9 protein-coding genes are annotated in these 22,983 nt (G+C 34.0%); 6 read left to right on the top strand and 3 right to left on the bottom strand.

Annotation, left to right across the window (positions count from 1 at the left end):
- Positions 1–39: 39 nt before the first annotated feature.
- Positions 40–1,326, bottom strand: coding sequence for an anthranilate synthase component I family protein (locus OZP08_RS11885; RefSeq protein ID WP_281321927.1), 1,287 nt, complete (start codon positions 1,324–1,326; stop codon positions 40–42).
- Positions 1,327–1,521: 195 nt separating this feature from the next.
- Between OZP08_RS11885 and OZP08_RS11880 the strand changes: the two genes are divergently transcribed.
- On the top strand, positions 1,522–2,412 hold the full coding sequence (locus tag OZP08_RS11880) for a DUF4349 domain-containing protein (protein WP_281321926.1): 891 nt from the start codon (positions 1,522–1,524) through the stop codon (positions 2,410–2,412).
- Between the two features lie 921 nt (positions 2,413–3,333).
- Positions 3,334–3,708: a DoxX family membrane protein gene (locus OZP08_RS11875; RefSeq protein WP_268846306.1), complete on the top strand. Its 375-nt coding sequence runs from the start codon at positions 3,334–3,336 to the stop codon at positions 3,706–3,708.
- Between the two features lie 75 nt (positions 3,709–3,783).
- Here the strand turns inward: OZP08_RS11875 and lpdA are convergent, their stop codons facing one another.
- Positions 3,784–5,187: a dihydrolipoyl dehydrogenase gene (gene lpdA / locus OZP08_RS11870; protein WP_281321925.1), complete on the bottom strand. Its 1,404-nt coding sequence runs from the start codon at positions 5,185–5,187 to the stop codon at positions 3,784–3,786.
- A gap of 553 nt (positions 5,188–5,740) precedes the next feature.
- On the opposite strand from lpdA, the gene OZP08_RS11865 reads away from it, so the two are divergent.
- Positions 5,741–7,246 carry a hypothetical protein gene (locus OZP08_RS11865; RefSeq protein WP_281321924.1) on the top strand — a complete coding sequence of 502 codons (1,506 nt, stop codon included), beginning with the start codon at positions 5,741–5,743 and terminating at the stop codon, positions 7,244–7,246.
- A 111-nt stretch (positions 7,247–7,357) separates the two neighbouring features.
- On the opposite strand, the gene OZP08_RS11860 is transcribed toward OZP08_RS11865, so the two are convergent.
- Entirely contained in the window at positions 7,358–9,304 is a 1,947-nt protein-coding gene (locus tag OZP08_RS11860; RefSeq protein ID WP_281321923.1) for an amino acid permease, read from the bottom strand.
- Positions 9,305–10,047: 743 nt separating this feature from the next.
- On the opposite strand from OZP08_RS11860, the gene OZP08_RS11855 reads away from it, so the two are divergent.
- From OZP08_RS11855 to OZP08_RS11845, 3 genes are read left to right on the top strand one after another with little or no spacing between them, the layout of a single operon-like run.
- Positions 10,048–14,754, top strand: a complete 4,707-nt coding sequence (locus OZP08_RS11855) for a hypothetical protein (protein WP_281321922.1) — start codon at positions 10,048–10,050, stop codon at positions 14,752–14,754.
- A gap of 1 nt (position 14,755) precedes the next feature.
- The gene (locus tag OZP08_RS11850) at positions 14,756–16,837 is read left to right on the top strand and encodes a fibronectin type III domain-containing protein (protein WP_281321921.1); all 2,082 of its coding nucleotides are present in this window, start codon (positions 14,756–14,758) and stop codon (positions 16,835–16,837) included.
- Between the two features lie 6 nt (positions 16,838–16,843).
- Positions 16,844–22,951 (top strand): T9SS type A sorting domain-containing protein, encoded by a 6,108-nt coding sequence (locus OZP08_RS11845; protein WP_281321920.1) that lies wholly within the window; start codon positions 16,844–16,846, stop codon positions 22,949–22,951.
- Positions 22,952–22,983: the final 32 nt, after the last annotated feature.

Raw genomic sequence — 22,983 nt, 5'->3', positions numbered from 1 at the left:
TTTAAATTATAATTTTATCTCAGAATCCTACAATCTATATTATTTCAATACCTCAAGCATTGCTTTGGCTTTAAGCAAACATTCTTCATATTCTTTTTCAGGAATAGACAATGAAGTTATCGCACTCCCTACAGAAAAAGAGACATATTGATTTTCTTGATTATACAAAATACTACGAATCACTACATTAAAATCAAAATCTCCATAAGGCGAAAAGTAGCCCACTGCCCCACTGTATAAACCTCTTTTAGATTCCTCAAGTTCTTCGATGATTTCCATGGCAGATAATTTTGGTGCTCCCGTCATACTTCCCATAGGAAAAGTTGTTCTAAGAGCATCAACCGCCGAATATCGAGAGTCAATTTTTGACGCTATCGTAGAAATCATTTGGTGCACTTGCAAGAAAGAATAGATTCCGCAAAGCTCTTTTACAACAACTGTAGCTTTTTGGGCAGTTCGAGACAAATCATTTCGAACCAAATCTGTTATCATAATATTTTCGGCTCGTTCTTTGGGATCTTGAGCTAAATTAGTTTTAGATTTCTCATCTTCTACAGGATCCAAAAATCGTTTGGCAGTTCCTTTTATGGGTTGGGAAATTAAATCTTCACCTTCTTTCTTTAAATACCGCTCCGGCGAAGCAGAAAGCAAAAATTGTTTATTATTCTTGAGAAACACAGTAAATGGAGCTTGGGAAATTTCATTGAGTTTCAAGAATTTTTCCAAAGGATTTATTATAGCTTTTTCAGCATAAAACTCCATGCAAAAATTAGCTTCATAAATATCTCCCTTATGAATATGCTCTAATAACTTTGAAACTTTATCAAGATAATTTTGCTTGATAATTCGTTGTTTCACCGCAATTGAATTCGTTGTAACGTCAATACTCAGGACATAATTCCTGATCTCCTCAAAATCATCATCAACCTCATCATCACACATGTTTAGGTATTGAATTTCGAGCTGGTTTCCTTTCAGAAAAAACAACTTTTTGGGTTGAAAAAAGTATACATCAGGGAAATTTAATCCATCATGATTATTCGATTGTAAATGCTCTACATCATTTTTCAAATCATAAGACAGATAACCAAACAACCAATCCTTGGTTGTTTGCTGGTATTGCTTTAAGTCCTCAAAAGCATTATGGTAATCGGTTTTTATGGATGTAAAAGCATCTACAGCCAATACACAATCGAAATTCGAAAATGCGTCAGAAAATGAATTACTATCCAGAAAAGTTATTTCGCGAAATTGTTGTCCCCAAGCGACTAGCTGTTGCTTGAACCGCAAAGGCTCTTCTATGTTTTTGTAAATGGAAGTTCTCAAAAATTAAACTTTTTTATGAGCTTCAAAATTACAATAAAAAAATTCGCTTCTCAAGAAGATACAGTACAAAACTGGGGCTTAGTTAAATTAATATTAAAAGAAATATTTCCTACTAAAATCTTATATTTTTGCTTTCAAATTCAAGCTTGAAATCCAAAAAAAGAAAATCAATCATCAACTCTTAAAACCAAATTTATGATCAAAATTGCAAAACGATGTTTAACCTTATTAACAGTTATTACTGTACTAATTAGCTGCAAAAAAAGCGAAGCCGGCGAAGAAATAGCCGATGCTGCCATTGCAACAGCAAGCGATACTATTTCTTCCTCCGCTGCAGTTGAAAAAGAAGGCAGTACCCGAAAATTTATTCGTACAGCCGACTTAAAATTCAAAGTTAAAAATGTAACCCAATCTACCTATGCAATTGAAAACATTACCAACAAGTTTGATGGTTTTGTTACTTATACCAATTTACAAAGCAATATTATTGATAAATTTGAAACCAAAGTCAGTCTAGACAGTACTCTTGAAACTACCCGATACAGTGTAGAAAACAATATTACCATTCGGGTTCCCAATAAACGTCTTGATACTGTTATTAAATCCATCGCTAAACAAATTGATTTTTTAGATTTTCGTATTATAAAGGCTGATGATGTTTCTTTGAAAATACTTTCAAATCAACTTTCTCAAAAAAGAAGCAGCAACAATGAGAAAAGAATAGAAAAAGCAATTGATACGAAAGGAAAAAAAATTAACGACATTATAGATGCCGAAACTAAATTAGCTACCCAAAAAGAGCAAAATGACAATTCTAAACTAGAAAATCTGTCTATTCAGGATCAAGTAAATTTTAGTACCCTAACCATTCAGATTTACCAACGCGAGTCAGTCAAACAAGAAATGGTTGCCAATACACAAGATTATAATTATTACAAGCCCAATATTGGAATACGTATACTTGATTCTTTAAAAACCGGTTGGTATGTATTACAAGATATAATTGTTTTTCTATTTGAAATTTGGTGGTTACTATTTATTACTATTGGCGGATTCTTCCTTTATAAAAAGTATTTCAAAAAATAAAGCCACGTTTGCTTTACAAAAGGGACAAACCACAACTAATTACCTATAAATCATACAACTATTGCAATAAAAGGCTAAAATAAAAACCAATAAACGACTAAACTTCGAACAATTTTAACTATATTTGTTAGTGTAATGAACATAGTTTTCCTACTTAGAAAACTATCAATGTTAAATGGAAAAAAGATAATTATTCACAAAAAACCTTAAATAGTTAACTGAATATTTAACCTCTAAAAACCTTTTAATCATGAACGTTGCAACAATCCTTGTAAGAACTTTAATTGGTCTTGTACTAATTTTTGTGTCGATAGCTTATTTTTTTAACTTATTGCCCGACTATGCTAGCGCTGGAGATTTTAAGGCTATACAGATTGGTTTAATCTCTTCTGTTTATTTAATGCCCATGGTAAAAACGGTCGAGTTCCTATGCGGTCTCTCCTATATTAGTGGTCGATATGTTACATTATCCAATATTGTGGTTTTACCTGTTAGTACTAACATTTTGTTTTTTAATTTTTTTGTAAATACAAATGGATTACCTCTTGCAATATTTGTTTTTCTTGGTAACTTATTTTTGATTTACAAATACTGGAAAAATTACAAAGGTCTATTTATTGCCTAATTTATAATACCAAATCCAAACATAAAAACCCGTCTCTTTGCTAAAAAGGGATGGGTTTTATATTATAACAGATATCACTACTCATTAAGTTCTTTTTACTAATACATTTCACTTACACAAGCAAGCCCTATAACTTGTTACTCTTACCCCTACTATATCTATTCCATAAAAGCTGAACATTTTTGCAATATTCTAAAATACTGCATATCAACTTCTTTTATTATAAATTGTAAAAAAATAATTATTTTTGAAGTAAACCAATTTACTATTAAACAAAACCTTAAAAAATTAAAACTATGAAAATTGCCACTATCATTATCCGCTCATTAATTGGGCTTTTGCTGCTTTTTGCTTCAATAAGCTATTTTCTAAATTTATTCCCAGAACCTGTTTTGACTGGAAATATGAAACTATTCAATGATGGAATAAAAGCTTCCGGTTATTTAATGCCTTTAGTCAAAACAATTGAATTCACTTGTGGATTGTCATTCATTACCGGGAAATTCAACAGACTAACCTATATTCTATTAATGCCTATTACGGTCAATATCATTTTTACACACATTTTTCTAGCTCCGGAAGGCATTCCTCTTGCTTCATTCATGATATTAGGAAATCTGTTTTTGATTTATAGTAAATGGGATAGTTATAAAGGATTATTTGTTGCATAATGACTTTTCTGTTCAAACAAAAACCCCGCCTCATTTTTATAACGAGACGGGGTTTATATTTTAAAAAACTTAAAACTATACGTGTAAAGCTCTATTATCTGTAGCTGCCAATGCTGCTTCTTTTATTGCTTCCGCAAAAGTTGGGTGTGCATGTGACATTCTAGAAATATCTTCTGCAGATGCTTTAAATTCCATTGCAGTAACTGCTTCAGCAATCAAATCAGCCGTTCTGGCACCAATCATGTGTACTCCAAGAACTTCATCAGTTTTTGCATCAGCAAGAATTTTTACAAATCCGTCAAGATCTCCACTCGCACGAGCACGTCCTAAGGCTTTGAAAGGGAAACTTCCCACTTTATACTCAACACCAGACGCTTTTAATTGCTCCTCTGTTTGCCCAACAGCAGCAACCTCAGGCCAAGTATAAACTACACCTGGGATTAAGTTATAATCAATATGTGGTTTTTGACCCGCTAAGATTTCAGCAACCATTGTTCCTTCTTCTTCAGCTTTGTGTGCCAACATAGCTCCACGAACCACATCTCCAATTGCATAAATATTAGAAGCCGAAGTTTGTAAATGATCATTTACTTCTACTTGTCCTCTATCAGAAATTTTAACTCCTGCTTTATCAGCATTCAATCCATCTGTATACGGACGACGACCTACAGAAACCAATGAATAATCTCCTTCTAAAGTAATTGTTTCACCTTTGGCATTTTCAGCCTGAACAGTTACTGCATCTCCGTTTCTTTCTACAGATTTCACTTTATGCGAAACGTAGAATTTCATTCCTTGTTTTTTCAATACTTTAGTCAACTCTTTAGACAGTGCTCCATCCATTCCCGGAACAATTCTATCCATGAATTCTACAACCGAAACTTGCGCTCCTAATCGTAAATATACTTGACCTAACTCGATACCGATAACACCACCACCAATAATGATTAAGTGTTTTGGAACTTCTTTAAGAGCTAATGCTTCAGTTGAAGTAATGATTCTTTCTTTGTCTATTTTGATAAAAGGCAAAGAAGATGGTTTTGAACCCGTTGCAATAATGATGTTTTTACCTTCAATAGTTTCTGATGTTCCGTCAGCTTTAGCAATAGCAACATGTGTTGCATCAACAAAAGATCCTAAACCATTGTAAACTGTAATTTTATTTTTATCCATCAAGAAATTAATCCCTCCAGAAGTTTGATCTACCACACTTTTTTTGCGGGCAATCATTTTCTCTAAATTTACTTTTACATCTCCTGAAAGCTCAATTCCATGATCTGCAAAATGCTTAATTTCTGCATAATGATGTGAAGAAGACAATAATGCTTTTGATGGAATACATCCAACATTTAAGCAAGTTCCTCCTAAAGTGGAATATTTTTCTATAATGGCTGTTTTGAAACCTAATTGCGCGCAACGAATAGCCGAAACATATCCGCCAGGCCCAGAACCTATAATAACTACGTCAAATGAACTCATAGTAATGTGTGTTTTTATTTTTAGTGCTGCAAAATTAAGGAATAAAGTTTTGTTTAAAGTTTAAATTCCGAGGTTTTTTGTTCGATTTATAACGATTTCGTCAAATATTAGAGGCAAACCTTTTTAATTACTCAACTAAATAACAAATTACCTCCTTCATGCTAAATTCTTATTCAAACCTTTTTCATGCCATCATCACAATTACATAAACCACTTTAGCATAAATTCAAGAATATAATATTAGCATTTTTGAACGACAATCTTCCAACCCACATTTCTATCTACACTTCAAAAAAAAACAGGGTTTTTCTTAAAAAACATACAGAACTGCGTTAATCTTACCTAACTTTTTTTGAACTTTTTAAATTCAAATCAATAACCTAGCAGCTTCAATAAAAAACATAAAACACTAAAAAACAACAATTTAAAACACAAAAACAGGTATTTTTACGTAATTTTTCCACATACTGATTTTATAAATTTGAGATGTTAATTTATAACAAGCGGTATCCGAAAAGCTTACAGAGTAGGTAAATACTAAACAAAAAAAAATATGAACAACGTAACCCCAAAAAATGATGTTTTAGAATTAGAAGCAATTTCTACATCCGATTTAGCAAGTTTGGTCTTTGATCAGATTCAAATTGGAGCTGCACCAGTAGCAACTGCATTAAACATGCCAAATCTAATCCCAGTTAACGAAGCTTCTATTGGAGACTTTCCTTGGTTTTGGCAATCAGGTACAAACTTTGTAGAAGCAACCTACATCTGGTTAAACAATATATTCGCTTATCAAAGAGATTATGTAGGCACTAATGGTAGTGCTTTGACCACTTCTTACTACAATGTTTTGCTATCTACAGCATACGTATTGGGTACTCAAGATGCTGCTAAATTAAATGCTGCAAACTTAGCAAATGCAGCTACTGTAAATACTACAATAACAGATTGGATTGCTGCTTTTGGGCAATTCCCATCTACAGTTGGTAGTACACAAACAGCACAATTAAATTATATAATGACTCAGGTAATTGGCTGGGGAAATCCAGGACTTACTCTTTCTCAATTTAGAAATAGTACCAATCCTCTTGCTTTATTACCAAATATTCCAATTGGGGGTGATACGGTAGTAAATGATTTGATGACTTATTTAGGAAATTCAAGTTCAGTAGCAAATATTCAAAATGCTGTTGTGAGTTTTAATAATCAATTAAATCAAACGAGAAACAATGTAAATCCAGCAATAAAACCTACTAGCGTACAACCTGGATTTATGCAAACTATTAGCAATCTTGGTGCAACTCAAATTGTACCTAGAATTGATATAGCTGAATCTACTGCTGTGATCCAAAATAATCTTTTGCCTGCTTCAGGTACAGGAAGAAGTTTTTCTGTTAGTTTAGATGTATTAAACTATTCATCAACTGAAGTACAAGTTTCTGCATCAGGAAGAGCTTCTATTGGCAGCTCAAACTTTTTCTTAGGCTTTCACGCAAGTGGTGGGGTAAGTTACAACATGTATGATTTTGCATCAAGCTTGACAACTTGCACTGTAAGTATGATTTTTAATGGAGTTACAACCGTTACTCCTAAACCAAGTTCTTATGATATCTCAACAGGTGCCGGATGGTGGAATCCAGATCCAATTCAAGATGCTGCTAATCCAACTCCAGATCAAAGTGGTTATCAATTCTCTCCTACACCAAGTTATAACTTCGGCGTAAATGGAAATTTTGGAACTTTATCAAGATTAATGATCAGTCAACAACCTATAATTAGTTTGACATACAGTACTGCTGATTATTCTGCATTCCAATCTGTATTTAAAGAAAACTCAAGCTGGGGAGTATCATTCTTAGGAATTCCTCTAGGTGGAGGATCTCAATCTTACTACAAATGTGTAACATCACAAGATAGCCAAAAACAAACTGTGACTATAACTATGACACCTGTTGGAAATACAACTCCAATATCTGCAACAGCACAATTGGCATACGTAGTAGGGGCTCAAGTTTTATGGCCAGGAGCAAGCACTGCACAAAATACAGCTGCTATATAAATAATCAGCCAGTTTTTAGACAAAACTGATTATCAATTTTTAATAATGCAAAGTAGTCTTTTCTACTTTGCATTATTTTTTTTATAATAAAGTGTGATATCAAATAAAAGACTAATCTTGATTGTTATCTAAGTTCTCTAAATTAAGCTTACTGTTTTTTCTACTGAAACTAAAGTAAATAATCAATCCAATAATCAACCAGACACTAAAATAAATCCAATTCCAAACACTTAACTCTGCCATCATATACAAACAACAGATTAAGCCCAAAAGCGGAATTAAAGACAAGTTTTCTTTATGTGACCAAAACACCAATCCAACGATAACAATCAAGAAAATCCACATTGGTATTTTATGTTTAAACAAATCAAATCCGCTTTCATATTTTATAGAATCTGAGATAGGTAATCCGGCAACCACCTTTTCATATTTAGCATCATCCTCTTGGTATTGGCTCAATAAATGCTCAACATCAAGTTTCTCGGTTGTGCTTGTTTTTCCTTCGATGCTTAGTAAATAATTATATACTTTTTGTGTTTCCTCTTTATTCAGCGAAGTAATAATAAATTGTGAATCATTGATTTTAGTCTCATTAGTAATGAATCCCATTGTTGCTTTTTTATTATATCCAAAAGAAATAACCAAAGCAACTACAATTAATAAAGGAAAGATGTATCTTGAGTTGATATAAGGCGTTTTGAATTTTCCTCTTGGAATATCTGTTTTATTTTGCAAAGCCAAAACTCCAGCACAAACCAAAACAAATGCGAACAAAGTACCAATACTACATAAATCTGTAACCATTGTTAAATTCATAAATAAAGCTGGCACCGCTACCACAAAACCTACTACAATTGTAGCAAAAGAAGGTGTTTTGAATTTAGGATGTACCGTAGAGAATTTTTTTGGCAATAAACCATCCCGACTCATACTCATCCAGATACGAGGTTGTCCCATTTGAAAAACTAATAAAACACTCGCCATAGCAACTACTGCACTCACTGCAATAATTCCTGACATCCATTTTAAGTGCAATTGATCAAACACAAAAGCCAATGGATCACCAACATCCAAAGTATTATATCTAACCATTCCTGTAAGAACCAATGCAATAGCTATATATAAAAGAGTACAAATAACAATCGCCCACATCATCCCTCTTGGCAAATCACGTTGTGGATCTTTACACTCTTCTGCAGTTGTTGAAATAGCATCAAAACCTATATAAGCAAAGAACACCGCCGAAACTCCTTTTAAAACTCCCGAAACTCCATTCGGTGCAAAAGGATGCCAGTTATCAATATCTACATAAAATATACCAACAGCAATTACTAAAAGAACAATACAAAGTTTGACCACAACCATGATGTTACTTGCATTACGAGATTCTTTCATCCCTCTATAAATCAATGCCGTAATCAAAACAATAATTAAAAGTGCTGGCAAATCAGCTACAAAATGAAAAGAACCAATCATAGGTGATGTTGTCCAAGCCGTGTAGGCATCTTGCATCCCAGCACTTAAGTTTTCAAAAGTTTTCCCTCCTTCCATTAAGGCAGTAGCATCTTTAAACCCATTAGAAGCTGTTAAATAATCCATTTGTACCCACTGCGGTAAATCGATCCCTCCGCTGGAGAGTAAGCCTGTAAAATAATCACTCCACGATATCGCAACTGTTATATTACCAACCGAATATTCCATAATTAAAGCCCAACCTATAATCCAGGCTATTAATTCTCCAAAAGCTACATAAGAATACGTATAAGCACTCCCTGAAACCGGAACCATCGAAGCAAACTCTGCATAAGCAAAAGCCGCAAAACTACAGGCAACAGCCGTAAACAAAAACAAGAATATTACTGCTGGGCCTCCATCAAAACTAGCTTTTCCTATGGTGCTGAAAATACCTGCACCAACAATGGCTGCAATTCCAAAAGCTGTTAAATCTTTAGCTGTCAAATGTTTTCCTAAAGCATCATGTCCTTCTAAATTGTTCTTTTCGACCTGTTTTAAAATATCCTGAACTGTTTTTTTTCTAAAAAGCCCCTTTAATGCCATGTTGTAAATTTTATCGGTAAAAACTAATATATTGTATTTTTTGCAATTATATTTTAATAATGAAATAAATCTATCAAAGCTCAAATATATAAAACAAATTCAATCTTCAAAGTCTATATTCTGATTTTTTATAATATTATGATATAAAAACTATATTTCTCTTTTTAAACTTAAAAAAAGTCAAATATATAACCCCAAAACACATTTAAGTAAAATATACTTCAATAAATATTTTAAAAAATAAGGTTCAGAAATCTATAAATTGAACCTTAATAAATATAATAAGGAGCAGCTTTTCCCCAAAAATAATCCTTTAAAATATTAAACAAAATCGAATTATTTTATTTATAATACATTTTTTTCTGAAGTGATCTAAGCTTTTTTGTTAGGTAAATCTAAGGGCTGGTATATTCATTTTACAGAACCAATACTCCAACTCAAAATTCACAATCTACTAGGCAAAAATAATTTTGCGTCCTAATATTCCTTCAAACAACAGATAACTTAAAAAAAATTGCTCAGTTTGACTCTTCGAATTCCTATCAAAATAACTCAATAACAAAGCATTAAGAAAATCTATATTGATAAAAAGTTTAAATGAGATTTTCCTTGAATTTCATCCAACAAAGGGCTATTATTTCTTGTTAAAAAAAAATTAAACAACTAGTTTTGCCGCTCCATAAACATATCTAACAAAATATACGTTTTATGTTTTTTTTCTTATAATCAACATCTGCAATAAATTGAATAAAAATACCCCTAACCTATATTTCACAATACTTTTATTGTTATTTATAAATTTAAATTGTTTCTCGAACACATTAACAGATACAATAAACCACCCAAAAAATAGTAAATCAAAAATAGTTTTAAATACAAACTCAAAAATTACTATTCCAAAAACTGCATCCACTTTTCTTAAAAGCGAATTTACAGAAAGCTTCATCAAGAAAAATTACCCAATTGCCTCTGGAACAAATGAAGATTTAAAAACCGCCATGGCAGTTTTTAAAAAAATTGACAGTACCAACAACAATATCGATTTATTAGCACAAAAAAATCTTTCGATGTTGCCAATCGGTATCAAAAAAACGGTTAATAAAACCCAATACATGCTGGGGATTAGCAATGCAAAGTTCACACCAGAATATACCGAATTAACAGCCTTTGTCCGAATCATAGTTCCACAAACTGATTCACTTGGTAAACAAAAAGAACTTTTTTTTGGAGCCAACAACATCAAACTTTCTCATAAAGGAGGTTTAATCGGAGATACAAAATTAGTCTTACTTGGAGATTTTCCTTTAAAGATTTGCGGCGACAAAGCCTTATTGATTCTGAAGGGTGGAATGAATATGAACACAGGTGCAGTTGAGAACAAAACCTATGTAACTATTGACTGTAATGGCTTTAAAGAATTAGGCATCACCGCAGATGTAGAATTTTCAAGATCAATCATAGAACCCGTTGACGAATCAAATAATGTAATAGGCAAAACTCAACGAGTAACAGGTTCCTTTAAAACAACTGTATCCAATTGGAATGACATATTAATGGACATTTCGTTGCCTAAATTTCAATTAACCTCATTCAAAGGAACTTATTTTGAACTCAACAAAGCGGTAATAGATTTAAGTGATTTAAGAAATTCAGAAAATGTTGTCTGGCCCGATAATTATGCCAAAGACTATTTAGTTCCCGGGAGCGAAAACCTATGGAGAGGACTTTATGTAAAATCCCTGTTGATTACACTTCCCGAAGAATTTAAATTTAGTTCCAGCAAAGGAAGAGTAAGCTTTCAAGCTACCGATTTGCTAATAGACAGAATGGGGGTTTCAGGAAATTTCACAGGAAACAATATATTAAACATCGATCAAGGATCAGCAGGTGGATGGGCATTTTCTGTAAACAATATTAATCTAAAATTTAGAGCCAATGCCTTAGTTTCTGGAGGATTTGGTGGGGCAATCGTTCTACCTGTTTCAGATAAATCCAAGAAATGTGCCTTTGATTCGCAAGGAGAAATTGGATACACAGCCATAATAAATCCTATAGACAAAGAATACCTATTAAAAGCAGAAGTCAATAACAATCTTTGCTTTCAAGTCTTTAAAGCTACAGCAAAAATCGATAGAGGCTCCTATGTGGAATTAAAAGTTAAAGACGGTAAATTTTTACCCAAAGCACTTTTGAATGGTAGTATTGCCATAAAAGGAAATAACACCCCAACTCCAGATGCTACAAGCACTACAGAAACTAAAGAAGAAGTTGAAAAGAAAGAGATTGCAGCATTTGAAGGAATAAAATTTGAAAAGCTACAATTACAAACGGTTACTCCTGTTTTTAAAGCTGACTATTTTGGTTATAAAAATGAAGCCGAAAATGACCCAAAATCTTCCAAAGTTGCTAATTTCCCAATTACGATTCATGAAATAGCAATTGTTGCTGATGATATTTCGGCTACTCTAAAAATAGATTTATCAGTTAATTTGATGAAAGACCAATTCAACGGTCGAACTAAGTTTAATATCGTTGGAAAATTTGCCGAAAATGAAGGAATTCAAAAATGGAAATTCGATCATTTAAATTTTGAGGCAATAAAGATAGATGCCAATCTAGGTGGTGCCAAATTTAAAGGAAATATTACCATAATGGATAACGATCCTGTATATGGAAAAGGCTTTAAAGGAAATCTTGCTGCTGAATTTTCAGGAGGAATCGCAGTAGAAGCTAACGCCATTTTTGGAAAAAAAGATGATTTCAGATATTGGTATGTAGATGCTATGGTTGATGGATTGAACATTCCAGCTGGAGCAATTACTTTCAAAGGATTTGCAGGAGGTGCTTATTACAGAATGAGAAAAGAGGGATTTAGTTCCAAATTTGTTGCTTCTGGATCCAACTATGTTCCAGATTCAGATTCTGGTCTTGCGGTAAAAGCAATGATCAAATTTGCAGGAACCGCCACAGCAGATGCTTTTTGGGGTGGAGCAGGATTTGAAATTGCATTTAACAAATCTAATGGTATCAATAGAATTAGTATTTATGGAGAAGGCCATGTCATGCAGCCCTTTGAAATACCAGGTGCAGACGAATTGAAAGGTGCTCTAAAAGCAGTTACAGAAAACGAATCATTATTAGCAAAAGCAGCATTAGAGGCCTTAAAAACTTCTGATTTATCAAAAGCAGCAGAGCAGCTGTATCCTAATACTGTAAAGCAATCTATGGGTATCAATGCTTTTGCTGCTATTGAATATGATTTTAGATCAAGCACACTACATGGGTCATTTGACTTATATATAGACACTCCGGGTGGTTTCATTAAAGGAAGAGCTTCAGAAAATAGAGCAGGCTGGGCAGTACTCCATTTTGCCCCAAATAAATGGTATATCCGAATGGGTACTCCTACCGATAGGCTAGGATTAAAAATGGGAATTGGCTCAATAGCCGTTGAAGCGGGTGGTTACTTCATGATGGGAGACGATATTCCTGCCAGTCCTCCACCACCAGCAATTGTTGCTGAAATACTAAAACTAAATGTAGGTTCATTAGATTATATGCGATCTGAAAATGCCAGTACGTTAGGTTCTGGTAAAGGCTTTGCTTTTGGTTCCGACTTTAGTTTAAAAACTGGAAACTTGAACTTTTTAGCCTTCTATGCTAATTTTCAAGCAGGTCTAGGATTTGATGTAATGGTCAAAAATTATGGTGAAGCACAATGTAAAGGTACTGGCCAAATAGGTATAAATGGTTGGTATGCCACTGGACAATCATACGCTTATTTGCAAGGTGAACTGGGAATCGATGTGAAACTCTTTATGATACATAAAAAAATAGTAATCATAAAAGGAGGAGGTGCTGTCATTCTTCAAGCTAAACTCCCTAACCCAGCATGGATTAGAGGATATCTAGGCGGGTATTACGATTTACTAGGAGGAGCTGTAAAAGGTAGTTTCCGATTTAAATTGGAGTTTGGTTCTCAATGCGAATTTGTAGCCAACTCTCCACTAGGAGGACTAAAGGCTATTGCCGATATTACCCCAGCCGAAGGCAGTGACGATATCAATGTATTTACCATACCTCAGGTTGGTTTTAATATGCCTATAGAGAAAAATTTCAGTATTGAAGGTGATGAGGGCATCAAAACCTATAGATTAAAACTCGAAGAATTTACTATCAAAAAAGATGGCGTGGCCCTACCTGGAGCCCAGAGCTGGAATAACACCAAAGATTTAGTAAGTTTTAATGCAAATGATATACTTCCAGAAAGCTCAAAACTAACCTTAACCGTAAAAGTGAGTTTTCAAGAAAATGTAAACAATACTTGGGTTACGATATATGACAAAGGCCAAATTGCTACCGAAACTGAAGTCAAAAACTTTACTACAGGAAAAGCACCTAATTATATCCCTGAAAATAATATTGCTTATTGCTACCCTGTTTTTGATCAAAAATACGTCTATCTAAACGAAAGTAAGCAAGCTTATGTGGTTTTAAAACAAGGACAACCTAATTTATTTGAGTTGAAACCTGGACAATCACAAAAAGCATTTTATAAAACCGAAAACCAAACAATAACCAGTTCAATAAGTTATGACAATAGTACCAAAAGAGTAGCTGTAGAACTACCCGTTTTAAAAACTGCAAAACCTTATTCATTATCCTTAATAACACTCGAAACAAAAAAGGATGCTAACAACAACTTGACACAAAACTATGATAAACAAGAGCTAGCCGCAGATGTGAATGTAGAAATAAAAAACAATAAACTGAATGAAACTGTTATAGGTGGTGAAGGAACTGAAATGTTGAAATATAATTTTAGCACCAGTCAATATACAAGCTTTAAAGAAAAAATGGAAGCCAAGAAACCGAAGAATACTTATATCGAAATTATATATTCTGATGTTCATGCGCTACATGCTGAAAACGCTTCAACAGAACCTTTTGATGAAATTGAGATAATTGGAAATTCAAAAACATTAGATAAACCATTAATAAGTGCGGAAGCTATTTTAGATGATAGTTATTACACTAATAGTATTTATCCACTAATATATAAAGGATATCCTTTAGAATCAGATTTTAAATTGAAAAGAAACACCACAATTTTAGGCATCCCACCTACAAAAGGAATTGAATTATTAACTTGGTATCAAGACAATTTAATAAATAATCCTTCCAGTTCTTATCTAAAAGACAGATTGCCGTATCGATACAATCAACCTTATTATTATAAAATTGATTTTGTTGATATCCAATACAAAGTAGTTAACAAATATTTGAACTCAGGAAACAAAGATATGATAGATAAGTACAATTATATCATAAATGGAAAATTTCCAATGATAAATAACGGCTCTTACAATATAAGATTAAACTATACTCTTCCTGGCGGACAAGCAGGTGCGAGTTCAGGTTCAATTTTCACTTTCAACAAATCAAATTAGCATGAAATTTCATTATATAATAGTATTCCTTTTTTTAGGATACTGCACAACTTATGCACAAAAAAACAACTCGATAGAAAAAGTAACTCCTGAAAAAGAATCCCAAATTCAAGTCATTGTAAGAGTACAAAAAGACAAAATTTTATTGCGCTGGGCTCCTAGTGATGCCCTTGCTTGGAGAAAACTAAACAAATATGGATACCAACTCGAACGTTTTACCGTAACCCGAGACAATAAAACATTGGTTAATCCAGAAAAAGTAGTTTTAGCCAAAGTATTCAAACCAGAACCACTTGAGAATTGGGAGAAAACTATAGAAGGGAATGACAATGCAGCCATTATAGCACAAGCACTTTATGGCGAAAATTTTGGCGTAACCGGAGTAAACCAATTAGAATCAATTGTTAATATATCAGAGGAAAATGAGCAACGTTTTACATTTGCATTATTTGCTGCCGACAAGGATTTTGAAATGGCAAAAAAAGCCGGTTTGGGTTTTGAAGATAAAACGGTACTAAAAAACGAAAAATACACCTACAGAGTATTTTCTAATGTACCTCCAGAAGAACTAAACATACAATACGGTGGAGTTTTTGTAGGGCTAAAAGATTATGAAGACCTACCCAAACCCATGGACTTCACAGCTCATTTCACAGACAAAAGTGCTATGCTGAGTTGGAACTTCAAGATATTAGCAAATACCTATGGAAGCTATTATGTAGAACGTGCAATCGATAAAATTCACTTCGAACGCATTACAAATAAACCCTATACCAGTATGAATCAAGAAAACGAGAATAACAATCGTATTTTTTATGTAGATTCTATTGCCAATAACCAACAATACAGTTATAGAATTCAAGGAATTTCCGCTTTTGGAGAATTAGGTCCCTATTCAGAAGTAGTTTCAGGAAAAGGAAAATCAATCTTACAATTCGTACCGCATCTTACCGTAAAGGATTTTAAAGATGATAAAACCGTAACATTAACATGGGAATTTGATGAAGCTGGGGATTCTGAAATCACTGGTTTCGAACTCAATCGTTCCGATGCAGATGATGGTAAATACACTACAGTACTAAAAAATATTGCTCCTAAAAACAGAACGGTAACTTACAACAAACTAGCTTCTACCAATTATTTTACCATAACTGCCATAGGCAAACAAGGAAGTAACAGAACATCCTTCCCAATGCTGGTACAACCTGTAGATTCTATTCCACCAGCAAAACCCTTAAATTTGAAAGGAGTGATTGATAGTTTGGGGATAGTAAAAATAACATGGGATGCCAATAAAGAAAAAGATTTAATGGGTTATCGAATATACAAGGCGAATAATCCAAACGAAGAATATAGCCAATTAACGGTTAGTCCAAATGAATTTAACAAATACCAAGATAGTGTCATAGTCAAAAGTTTGAATAGCAAAGTTTATTACAAAATCATAGCAGTAGATACCCATTATAACATGTCACCTTTTTCGGAAGTATTGATTCTTAAAAAACCAGATGTAATCCCTCCCACTCCTCCTGTATTTACCAATTACGAAATAAAAGATGGCATAGTTACTTTAGAATGGATCAATAGCCAAAGTGAAGATGTAGCAACACACTACCTCTACCGAAGAGAGGACAACAACAGCGATCATTTAATTGCCGTATTTGAAAAGAAAGACAATATAGAACATTATGAGGATATAAATAGTACTGAGGGATCAACCTATCATTATTCAATTTTTGCCAAGGATGAAAGTAATTTAACCTCTGATCCCTCTCCAGAAATAGCCGTTTTTGTTCCTAAATCTTCAGTAATGCCAGCTGTAAAAGGATTTTATGCCCAGCCCAATCCAACAACAAATAGTATTGATTTATCATGGGAATACACCACAACTGGAGTTGAAAACTTTGAAATCTATAAAGCCAATGCAGATGAGCCCATGCAGCTCATGCAAATGGTTACAGCGCAAACCAAAAAATTATCCGACTCCAGTATTACGATAAACACAATCTATAAATATGCCATAAGAGCACTCTTTACAGATGGACGAATTTCTAAAATGGCATTTTTTACATTAAAATTTTAAGATTTTATGAGAAATATTTTTTTGTTAATTATATTCCTGTTTGGAATTGAAGGATTTGGACAGGTAACCTTAACAGGTAATGCAGAATATAAATTGCATATAGCGGGCTACATAGCTACTTGTAGTAACTGCTGTGGTGATGTTTATGGATTAAAAAATGTATCTACAAAATATGCAAACGGAAGCGAAATTTCTCTTTTCACAGGTAGAAAAGTGAATGAATCTATTCATTTTGAAACAACTTATACCAAAAACAACCCCATCACACAGGTAAACTATGGAATAGTAATAAGGTGGGAAACTTTTGCTGGCTGTAATGGTGGTCCAGCTAATAGAGATAAAACTTATTCTTTAAATTCCTGCTCTTATATACAGAATTCCACCCCGGGTGATGGATTGAGTGGAGTGAAAATTGCATCGAGACCTTCTGTAACTATTATTCCCTCAACTGAACCTTTGTATTTAAGTGATAATAAAGATTTAACTATTACCCTTCCTGACAATATTGATAATAGCTATTATCGATGGAAATACAAAGTAGCTGATGGAGCTGTTAAAGACTTCCCTTCTCCTTATAATTTAAAATCTACTCTAAAAATCTCAGGAAAAGACTTTCTAAGCGATTCTGATGACAACAAAACTGTTTATGTTTGGGTGGAAATGAATTGCGATGCAGGCGAAAAATTGGGAGAAGCTCTTACTCCAGGGCCTGATTACAGCGGGTGTGCACAAGCCGTATGGGTACCAGTTTTAGACCCTTGGGGTGATGATCGTGGAGACGGATACTGGGACGGTGAAGATGACATTGTATGTATGAATGCTGCCAATGAAATTAATAATCGACAAAAAGAAGAAATTATTAGACAATACCAATCAAGAACATCTAATATTATAAATTTCACATATAAGTTATCTTGCCCAACAATGACTCCTATAAATGTGACAGATATAAAATGTAATGGAGAGACTGGATCAGTTGAATTAGCTTTTGACGGCGAACTTTTGGATGGGAAAGAACTTTCTTTTACAGTACATGATTCTGCTACAAATCTACCATTAGCGAATAAGATAGTATCTAAATCCGACATTAAAAATCTTAAATATTTACTTACGGGTCTTAATTCAGGGGCATATTATATCATATATCAAGCTCAAAGTATTGGTCCTTATCCAAAAAATGGCTCGATACCACTTAAGACTCCTATTTTTACGGTAAAAAGTCAACCTCAATTAACTTTCACGGCAGCAGCAACTCAACCAAAATGTAATACAGAAAGTGGATCAATCCTAATTACTGCTCAAGGTGGTACATCACCCTATAAATATTCCCGTGTATTAAATAACAATATAATAGAAAGTAATGTAGTTTTTAATTCTTCAGTCATAACTAATGCCTTAGTCACTGGAAGCCATACAATATATGTTTCTGACGCATATAACTGTGTAATAGCACCACAATCTATAGAAATAAATCAAGCTCCTCCTGCAATTAGAATATCAGGAACTGTAATAAACAAAACTGCCTTAGGTCCAGATAATGGACAAATAGTCCTTGATGCCCCATTAGCAGGCACGCCTGGATATAGTACTGTTTGCAAAAAAGGTACCGAAACAATAAATAATCTTGGTACCCTATCTGTTGGAACCTATGTAATAACAAGTAATCATTTAAGTTGCCCCAATGACTCAAAAACTTTCCAAGTAAGAGAAGAAATTTCTTGCAATGTCACTAAAACGGATGAAAAATGTAAAGGAGCAAACGATGGTGCAATAACATTAAACATACAAGGAGGTTCGGGAAATTATGCAATAGAATGGAAAGATAGTTCAAATAATATATATAGTGTATCAGCACCAATTACAAGTACTAGTAATGGTATTTATAAATATATAGCGACCAATTTACCTCCGGGTCAGTACACATATACTATAACTGATACAGAGACACTTCCAGTAACAATTATTTCTACGCCTTTAAAAGCATACACAAATAGTGAAACAATTACTACCCCATCAAGCTTATTATCCGTTCAATTTTATTCAAAATCTCAACCAACACCAAGTAATCCAAATGGTGGTGCTATATCGATAGCTGTAACCAATGGTTATGGAAATTACAAATATTTCTGGACAAAAGATGCTAATCCCATGGCCCCAAATCCCAATAGTAGTGATATTAATAAACTAGGAGATGGAACTTATGTTTTAACCGTAATTGACAATAACGGATTAGGGTGTACAAAATCTAGTGTTCCAGTCGTTCTAAAAACATTATCAATAAAAGACATCTCAGAAAAAAATATAAATTGTTATGGTGATGCAACCGGTAGCATAGAAGTAAAAGCTGAAGGTGGAACATTGGATTCCAATGCGGCTATCAAAAAATATCAATACCAATGGTATGAATCAGATAATGCTCAACCAACAGAAACTTTTATAGAGCTTCCAAACGAAACAAATCCAATATTAGCTGGGCTTAAAACGGGAAAATATCAAGTAGAAATTAGAGATAGTTATGATTCTGTTTTATCCCATGTTTACTCCCTAACCCAACCCAATAAATCATTAACAGTAATCAGTGATAAAACAACACAGCAACATCATGCTTCCTGTTTTGAAAAAGCTGATGGTGCCATAGAAATTACTGTTGATGGAGGAACTCCAAATTATACATATGCATGGAGTAACGACAAAACCTCTCAAAACATTTCTGGAATTATTCCCGGAACTTATTCCGTTTTAGTAACCGATGCGAAAAATTGTAAAGCTGAAATAAATAATATTACAATCAATTCACCCTCAGAAATAAATATTCCTGAACGTATAGTAAAAAAAGTTTCCATTTTCGGTAAGAACTTAACCGATGGAGCTATTACAATTGCACCTATAACAGGTGGTCTTGTAGAGAATGAGACAAGCACAACTTATGACTATTCCTGGACAAAAGACAATGATGCAACTGTAATAAGTACTGACCTAAGCATTAATAATTTAGGCAAAGGAACTTATCATTTAACCGTAAAGGCTAATAATACTAATTGTACCAAAACCATTGATTGCATTGTTTCAGAAAATGATGAACTGACTGTAGACATTCAAGAAACACAATCTATATATTGCTTCGGAACTCCAACAGGAAAACTTCATGCCGATATTAAAGGAGGTTTTGGACTTTATAAAATTGCTTGGTACAAAAAGAATGAGCAAACCTCATCTCAAGATTTCATTTCAAATCTTCAAGATATTGATCAGCTAACTGCTGGAGAATATTCTGTAAAAGTAACAGACTCTGCCAATCCGGAGCCTAATGGCCCTTTTGCAGAAGCTGAACAATTAGACTACAAACTTATTAATCAAAAAGCACTTTTAACGGTTAATGCAACAGCCCAAACCAATATTTTATGCCATGGAGCACAAACTGGGGCAATTAGCATACAAATAGAGGGAGGAACCGCACCTTATACAGCAGTTTGGTCAAACGAAAATACTCCATTACCTGCAAGAACAAATCTAGGAAAATCAGACACTATTCCTGGTTTATTTTCGGGTACCTATAGCGTTGTCATAACTGATCCCCATGGATGTACAGCGTCATTGTTAAACCCTATTGTCATTAGCCAACCTACAGATCCTTTGTTAATAACAGACCTGGAAGTAAAGAACCTAACCGGTTTTGAAACCCAAAACGGAAGTGTCAAAGTAGAAATAACTGGAGGAACCAGTCCGTACAAATACAGCTTTGGGAATCAATCAAACGTTTCAATGATTGGAAATACATTATTGTTAGACAAACTCTCAATAGGAAATTATACACTAACAATTACAGATGCAAATGGTTGTACAACTTCTAATCCCTACAACTTAATACAACCGGACAAATTATTAATTACGGCTATTTCTCAAAATCCAACCTCAATCATCAAGTGTCATGGAGATAAATTTGGAATATTAGAAGCAACTGTAACTGGTGGAGCTCCAATTGGTGTGCTAGATGCCAATAAAAATTACACCTATAAATGGTATAATGTACTAACGCCAAACGTTACTGCCTCTACTACCAACCCTTCCGAAACCTTGGTGGCTGGAACGTATGCCCTTACAGTAACCGATGTCGAAAACAATACATTTACAATGCAAAGTGCACCAATAATTGAGCCTCCTCTATTAAAAATCACTTATACCCAGACCAATGTTTCATGTTATGATGGCAATAATGGTAGCATTGCCCTTACTGTTACAGGCGGAACAGGGAATCATACCATTAACTGGAGCAACGGGAAAAACACTACCTCTATAAATAATCTTCGTGCAGGAGTTTATACTGTTACTGTAACTGATGATAATCAATGCCAAACCATAGAAACCATAACTATTACAGAACCTGGATTATTATACGTAAGTAAAGTGACTAAAACTCCACCATCTGCTTTAGGCGGACAGGATGGTAGTATCAAAATTCAGATAACAGGCGGAACTCCAAACTATAATTATTTATGGTATAACAGCAATAAAGATTTAATTTATTCGGATCTAAATCAGCCTTCCAATACCAGCATCAACAATATATTTGCCGGACAATATTTTATTACTGTAACAGATGCCAAAGGTTGTTCTATTATTGAAAAAGATTTGGATAAAATAGATCCGTTGATGCTTTCGATAAACCAAATCAACGTTGTAAAATGTAATGGCGATGCTACTGCCAGTATCAAAGCGGCAGCTTCGGGAGGAACACCAATCTATTATTACAAATGGTATAAAACAACCGACCCGCAAAATGTTATAGGACAGGCTGCCACTTTAGAAAATATTAGCGCTGGAACTTACTTCGTAGTCCTTTCAGATTCATTTGGATTAACAAAACAAAGTGATAACATCACCATTACCCAACCTGATATTTTAAACAATACTTTAGCATCCGAATATACCCGTTGTGGTGATGCCAATGATTGGAGCATCACAACCGCGCCAACAGGAGGAACGACACCATACACCTATTTATGGAATACTGGTACAAGAACAGCAAGTTTGCAAGATGTTCCGCCGGCTGACTATTCAGTTTTGGTAACTGATAGTCATGGTTGTACCAATACCCAAAAGATAACAATCACAGCCCCTATTCATTTGGCAACAGCCGAAACCATTACAAAACCAACTTGTTTTGAAGGATCTGATGCTACTATAGTTTTAACTTCATCTGGAGGACAAGGCCCTTATACGTATTCATGGAACACGGGAGAACAATCGAATGTTTTGAGTAATGCTTCCGCAAAAGTATATTCGGTGGCAGTAACGGATTTCAAAGGCTGCGTGATTAACAAAACCTACACTATCGAGAATCCACCAAAAGACGTCATCAATCTGGGCGAAGATGTAACACTTTGTTTCGATCAATCGCTTACCATCAACGCAACTATTGCTGATGATAAAGCCAAATATTCTTGGACATCGACCAAAGGTTTTACAAGTAACAAACCAATTATTACCGTTTCAGAACCTGCAGAATACACGTTGATAGTAACAAACCATTTGGGCTGTAACGCAACCGATACGCTAAAAATATCTAAGCAAGACACTGCGATTAGTGCCGAGTTTGCTGTCTCATCTCAAGTTTTTGTGAACGAAAAATTCATTATTGTGGACATCAGTAATCCAATTGCTGACAGTATCGAATGGATTCTACCTGCTGAGGCTACCTTGGTTTCAAAAAACAAAGATTTTGCCGAATTAAGTTTTAGTAAAGCGGGTGAATACGAACTCACATTAAACACCAAAAAAGGAGACTGTACCGCTACACAATCCAAAAAAATGGTAGTAGTTGAAGGTGAATACACTGATCCAGACAGTACCGATTTGAAGAAGAAATTTGATCTTAAGATTTATCCAAATCCATCCAATGGTGTTTTCGCGGTAGATGTAACGCTAGATAAAGTAATGCCAACACATGTTAAGGTGTACAACTTAACCAACAATATGATTATCGATTCTAAATATCAAGAAGGAAAAGACCAATACACGTTCAACTTTAGCCTAAACGGACTAACAGCTGGTGTGTATTTCGTTCTGGTCGAATCGCAACAAGGAAGTCAATTGAGAAAAATAATAATCAATTAGATTGTTGGACATCTTAGATTATTAGACCATTT

This window comes from Flavobacterium aestivum, assembly GCF_026870175.2.
Taxonomy (GTDB): domain Bacteria; phylum Bacteroidota; class Bacteroidia; order Flavobacteriales; family Flavobacteriaceae; genus Flavobacterium; species Flavobacterium aestivum.
The sequence above is the reverse complement of the archived record's forward strand: the minus strand, read 5'-3'. Positions and strand labels throughout refer to the sequence as shown.

What these genes read in the sequence shown, in the direction of transcription:
- OZP08_RS11845 (WP_281321920.1), top strand. Translation starts at nt 16,844, where the DNA reads ATGAGAAATATTTTTTTGTTAATTATATTCCTGTTTGGAATTGAAGGA.
- OZP08_RS11875 (WP_268846306.1), top strand. Translation starts at nt 3,334, where the DNA reads ATGAAAATTGCCACTATCATTATCCGCTCATTAATTGGGCTTTTGCTG.
- OZP08_RS11865 (WP_281321924.1), top strand. Translation starts at nt 5,741, where the DNA reads ATGAACAACGTAACCCCAAAAAATGATGTTTTAGAATTAGAAGCAATT.
- OZP08_RS11880 (WP_281321926.1), top strand. Translation starts at nt 1,522, where the DNA reads ATGATCAAAATTGCAAAACGATGTTTAACCTTATTAACAGTTATTACT.
- lpdA (WP_281321925.1), bottom strand. Translation starts at nt 5,187, where the DNA reads ATGAGTTCATTTGACGTAGTTATTATAGGTTCTGGGCCTGGCGGATAT.
- OZP08_RS11860 (WP_281321923.1), bottom strand. Translation starts at nt 9,304, where the DNA reads ATGGCATTAAAGGGGCTTTTTAGAAAAAAAACAGTTCAGGATATTTTA.
- OZP08_RS11850 (WP_281321921.1), top strand. Translation starts at nt 14,756, where the DNA reads ATGAAATTTCATTATATAATAGTATTCCTTTTTTTAGGATACTGCACA.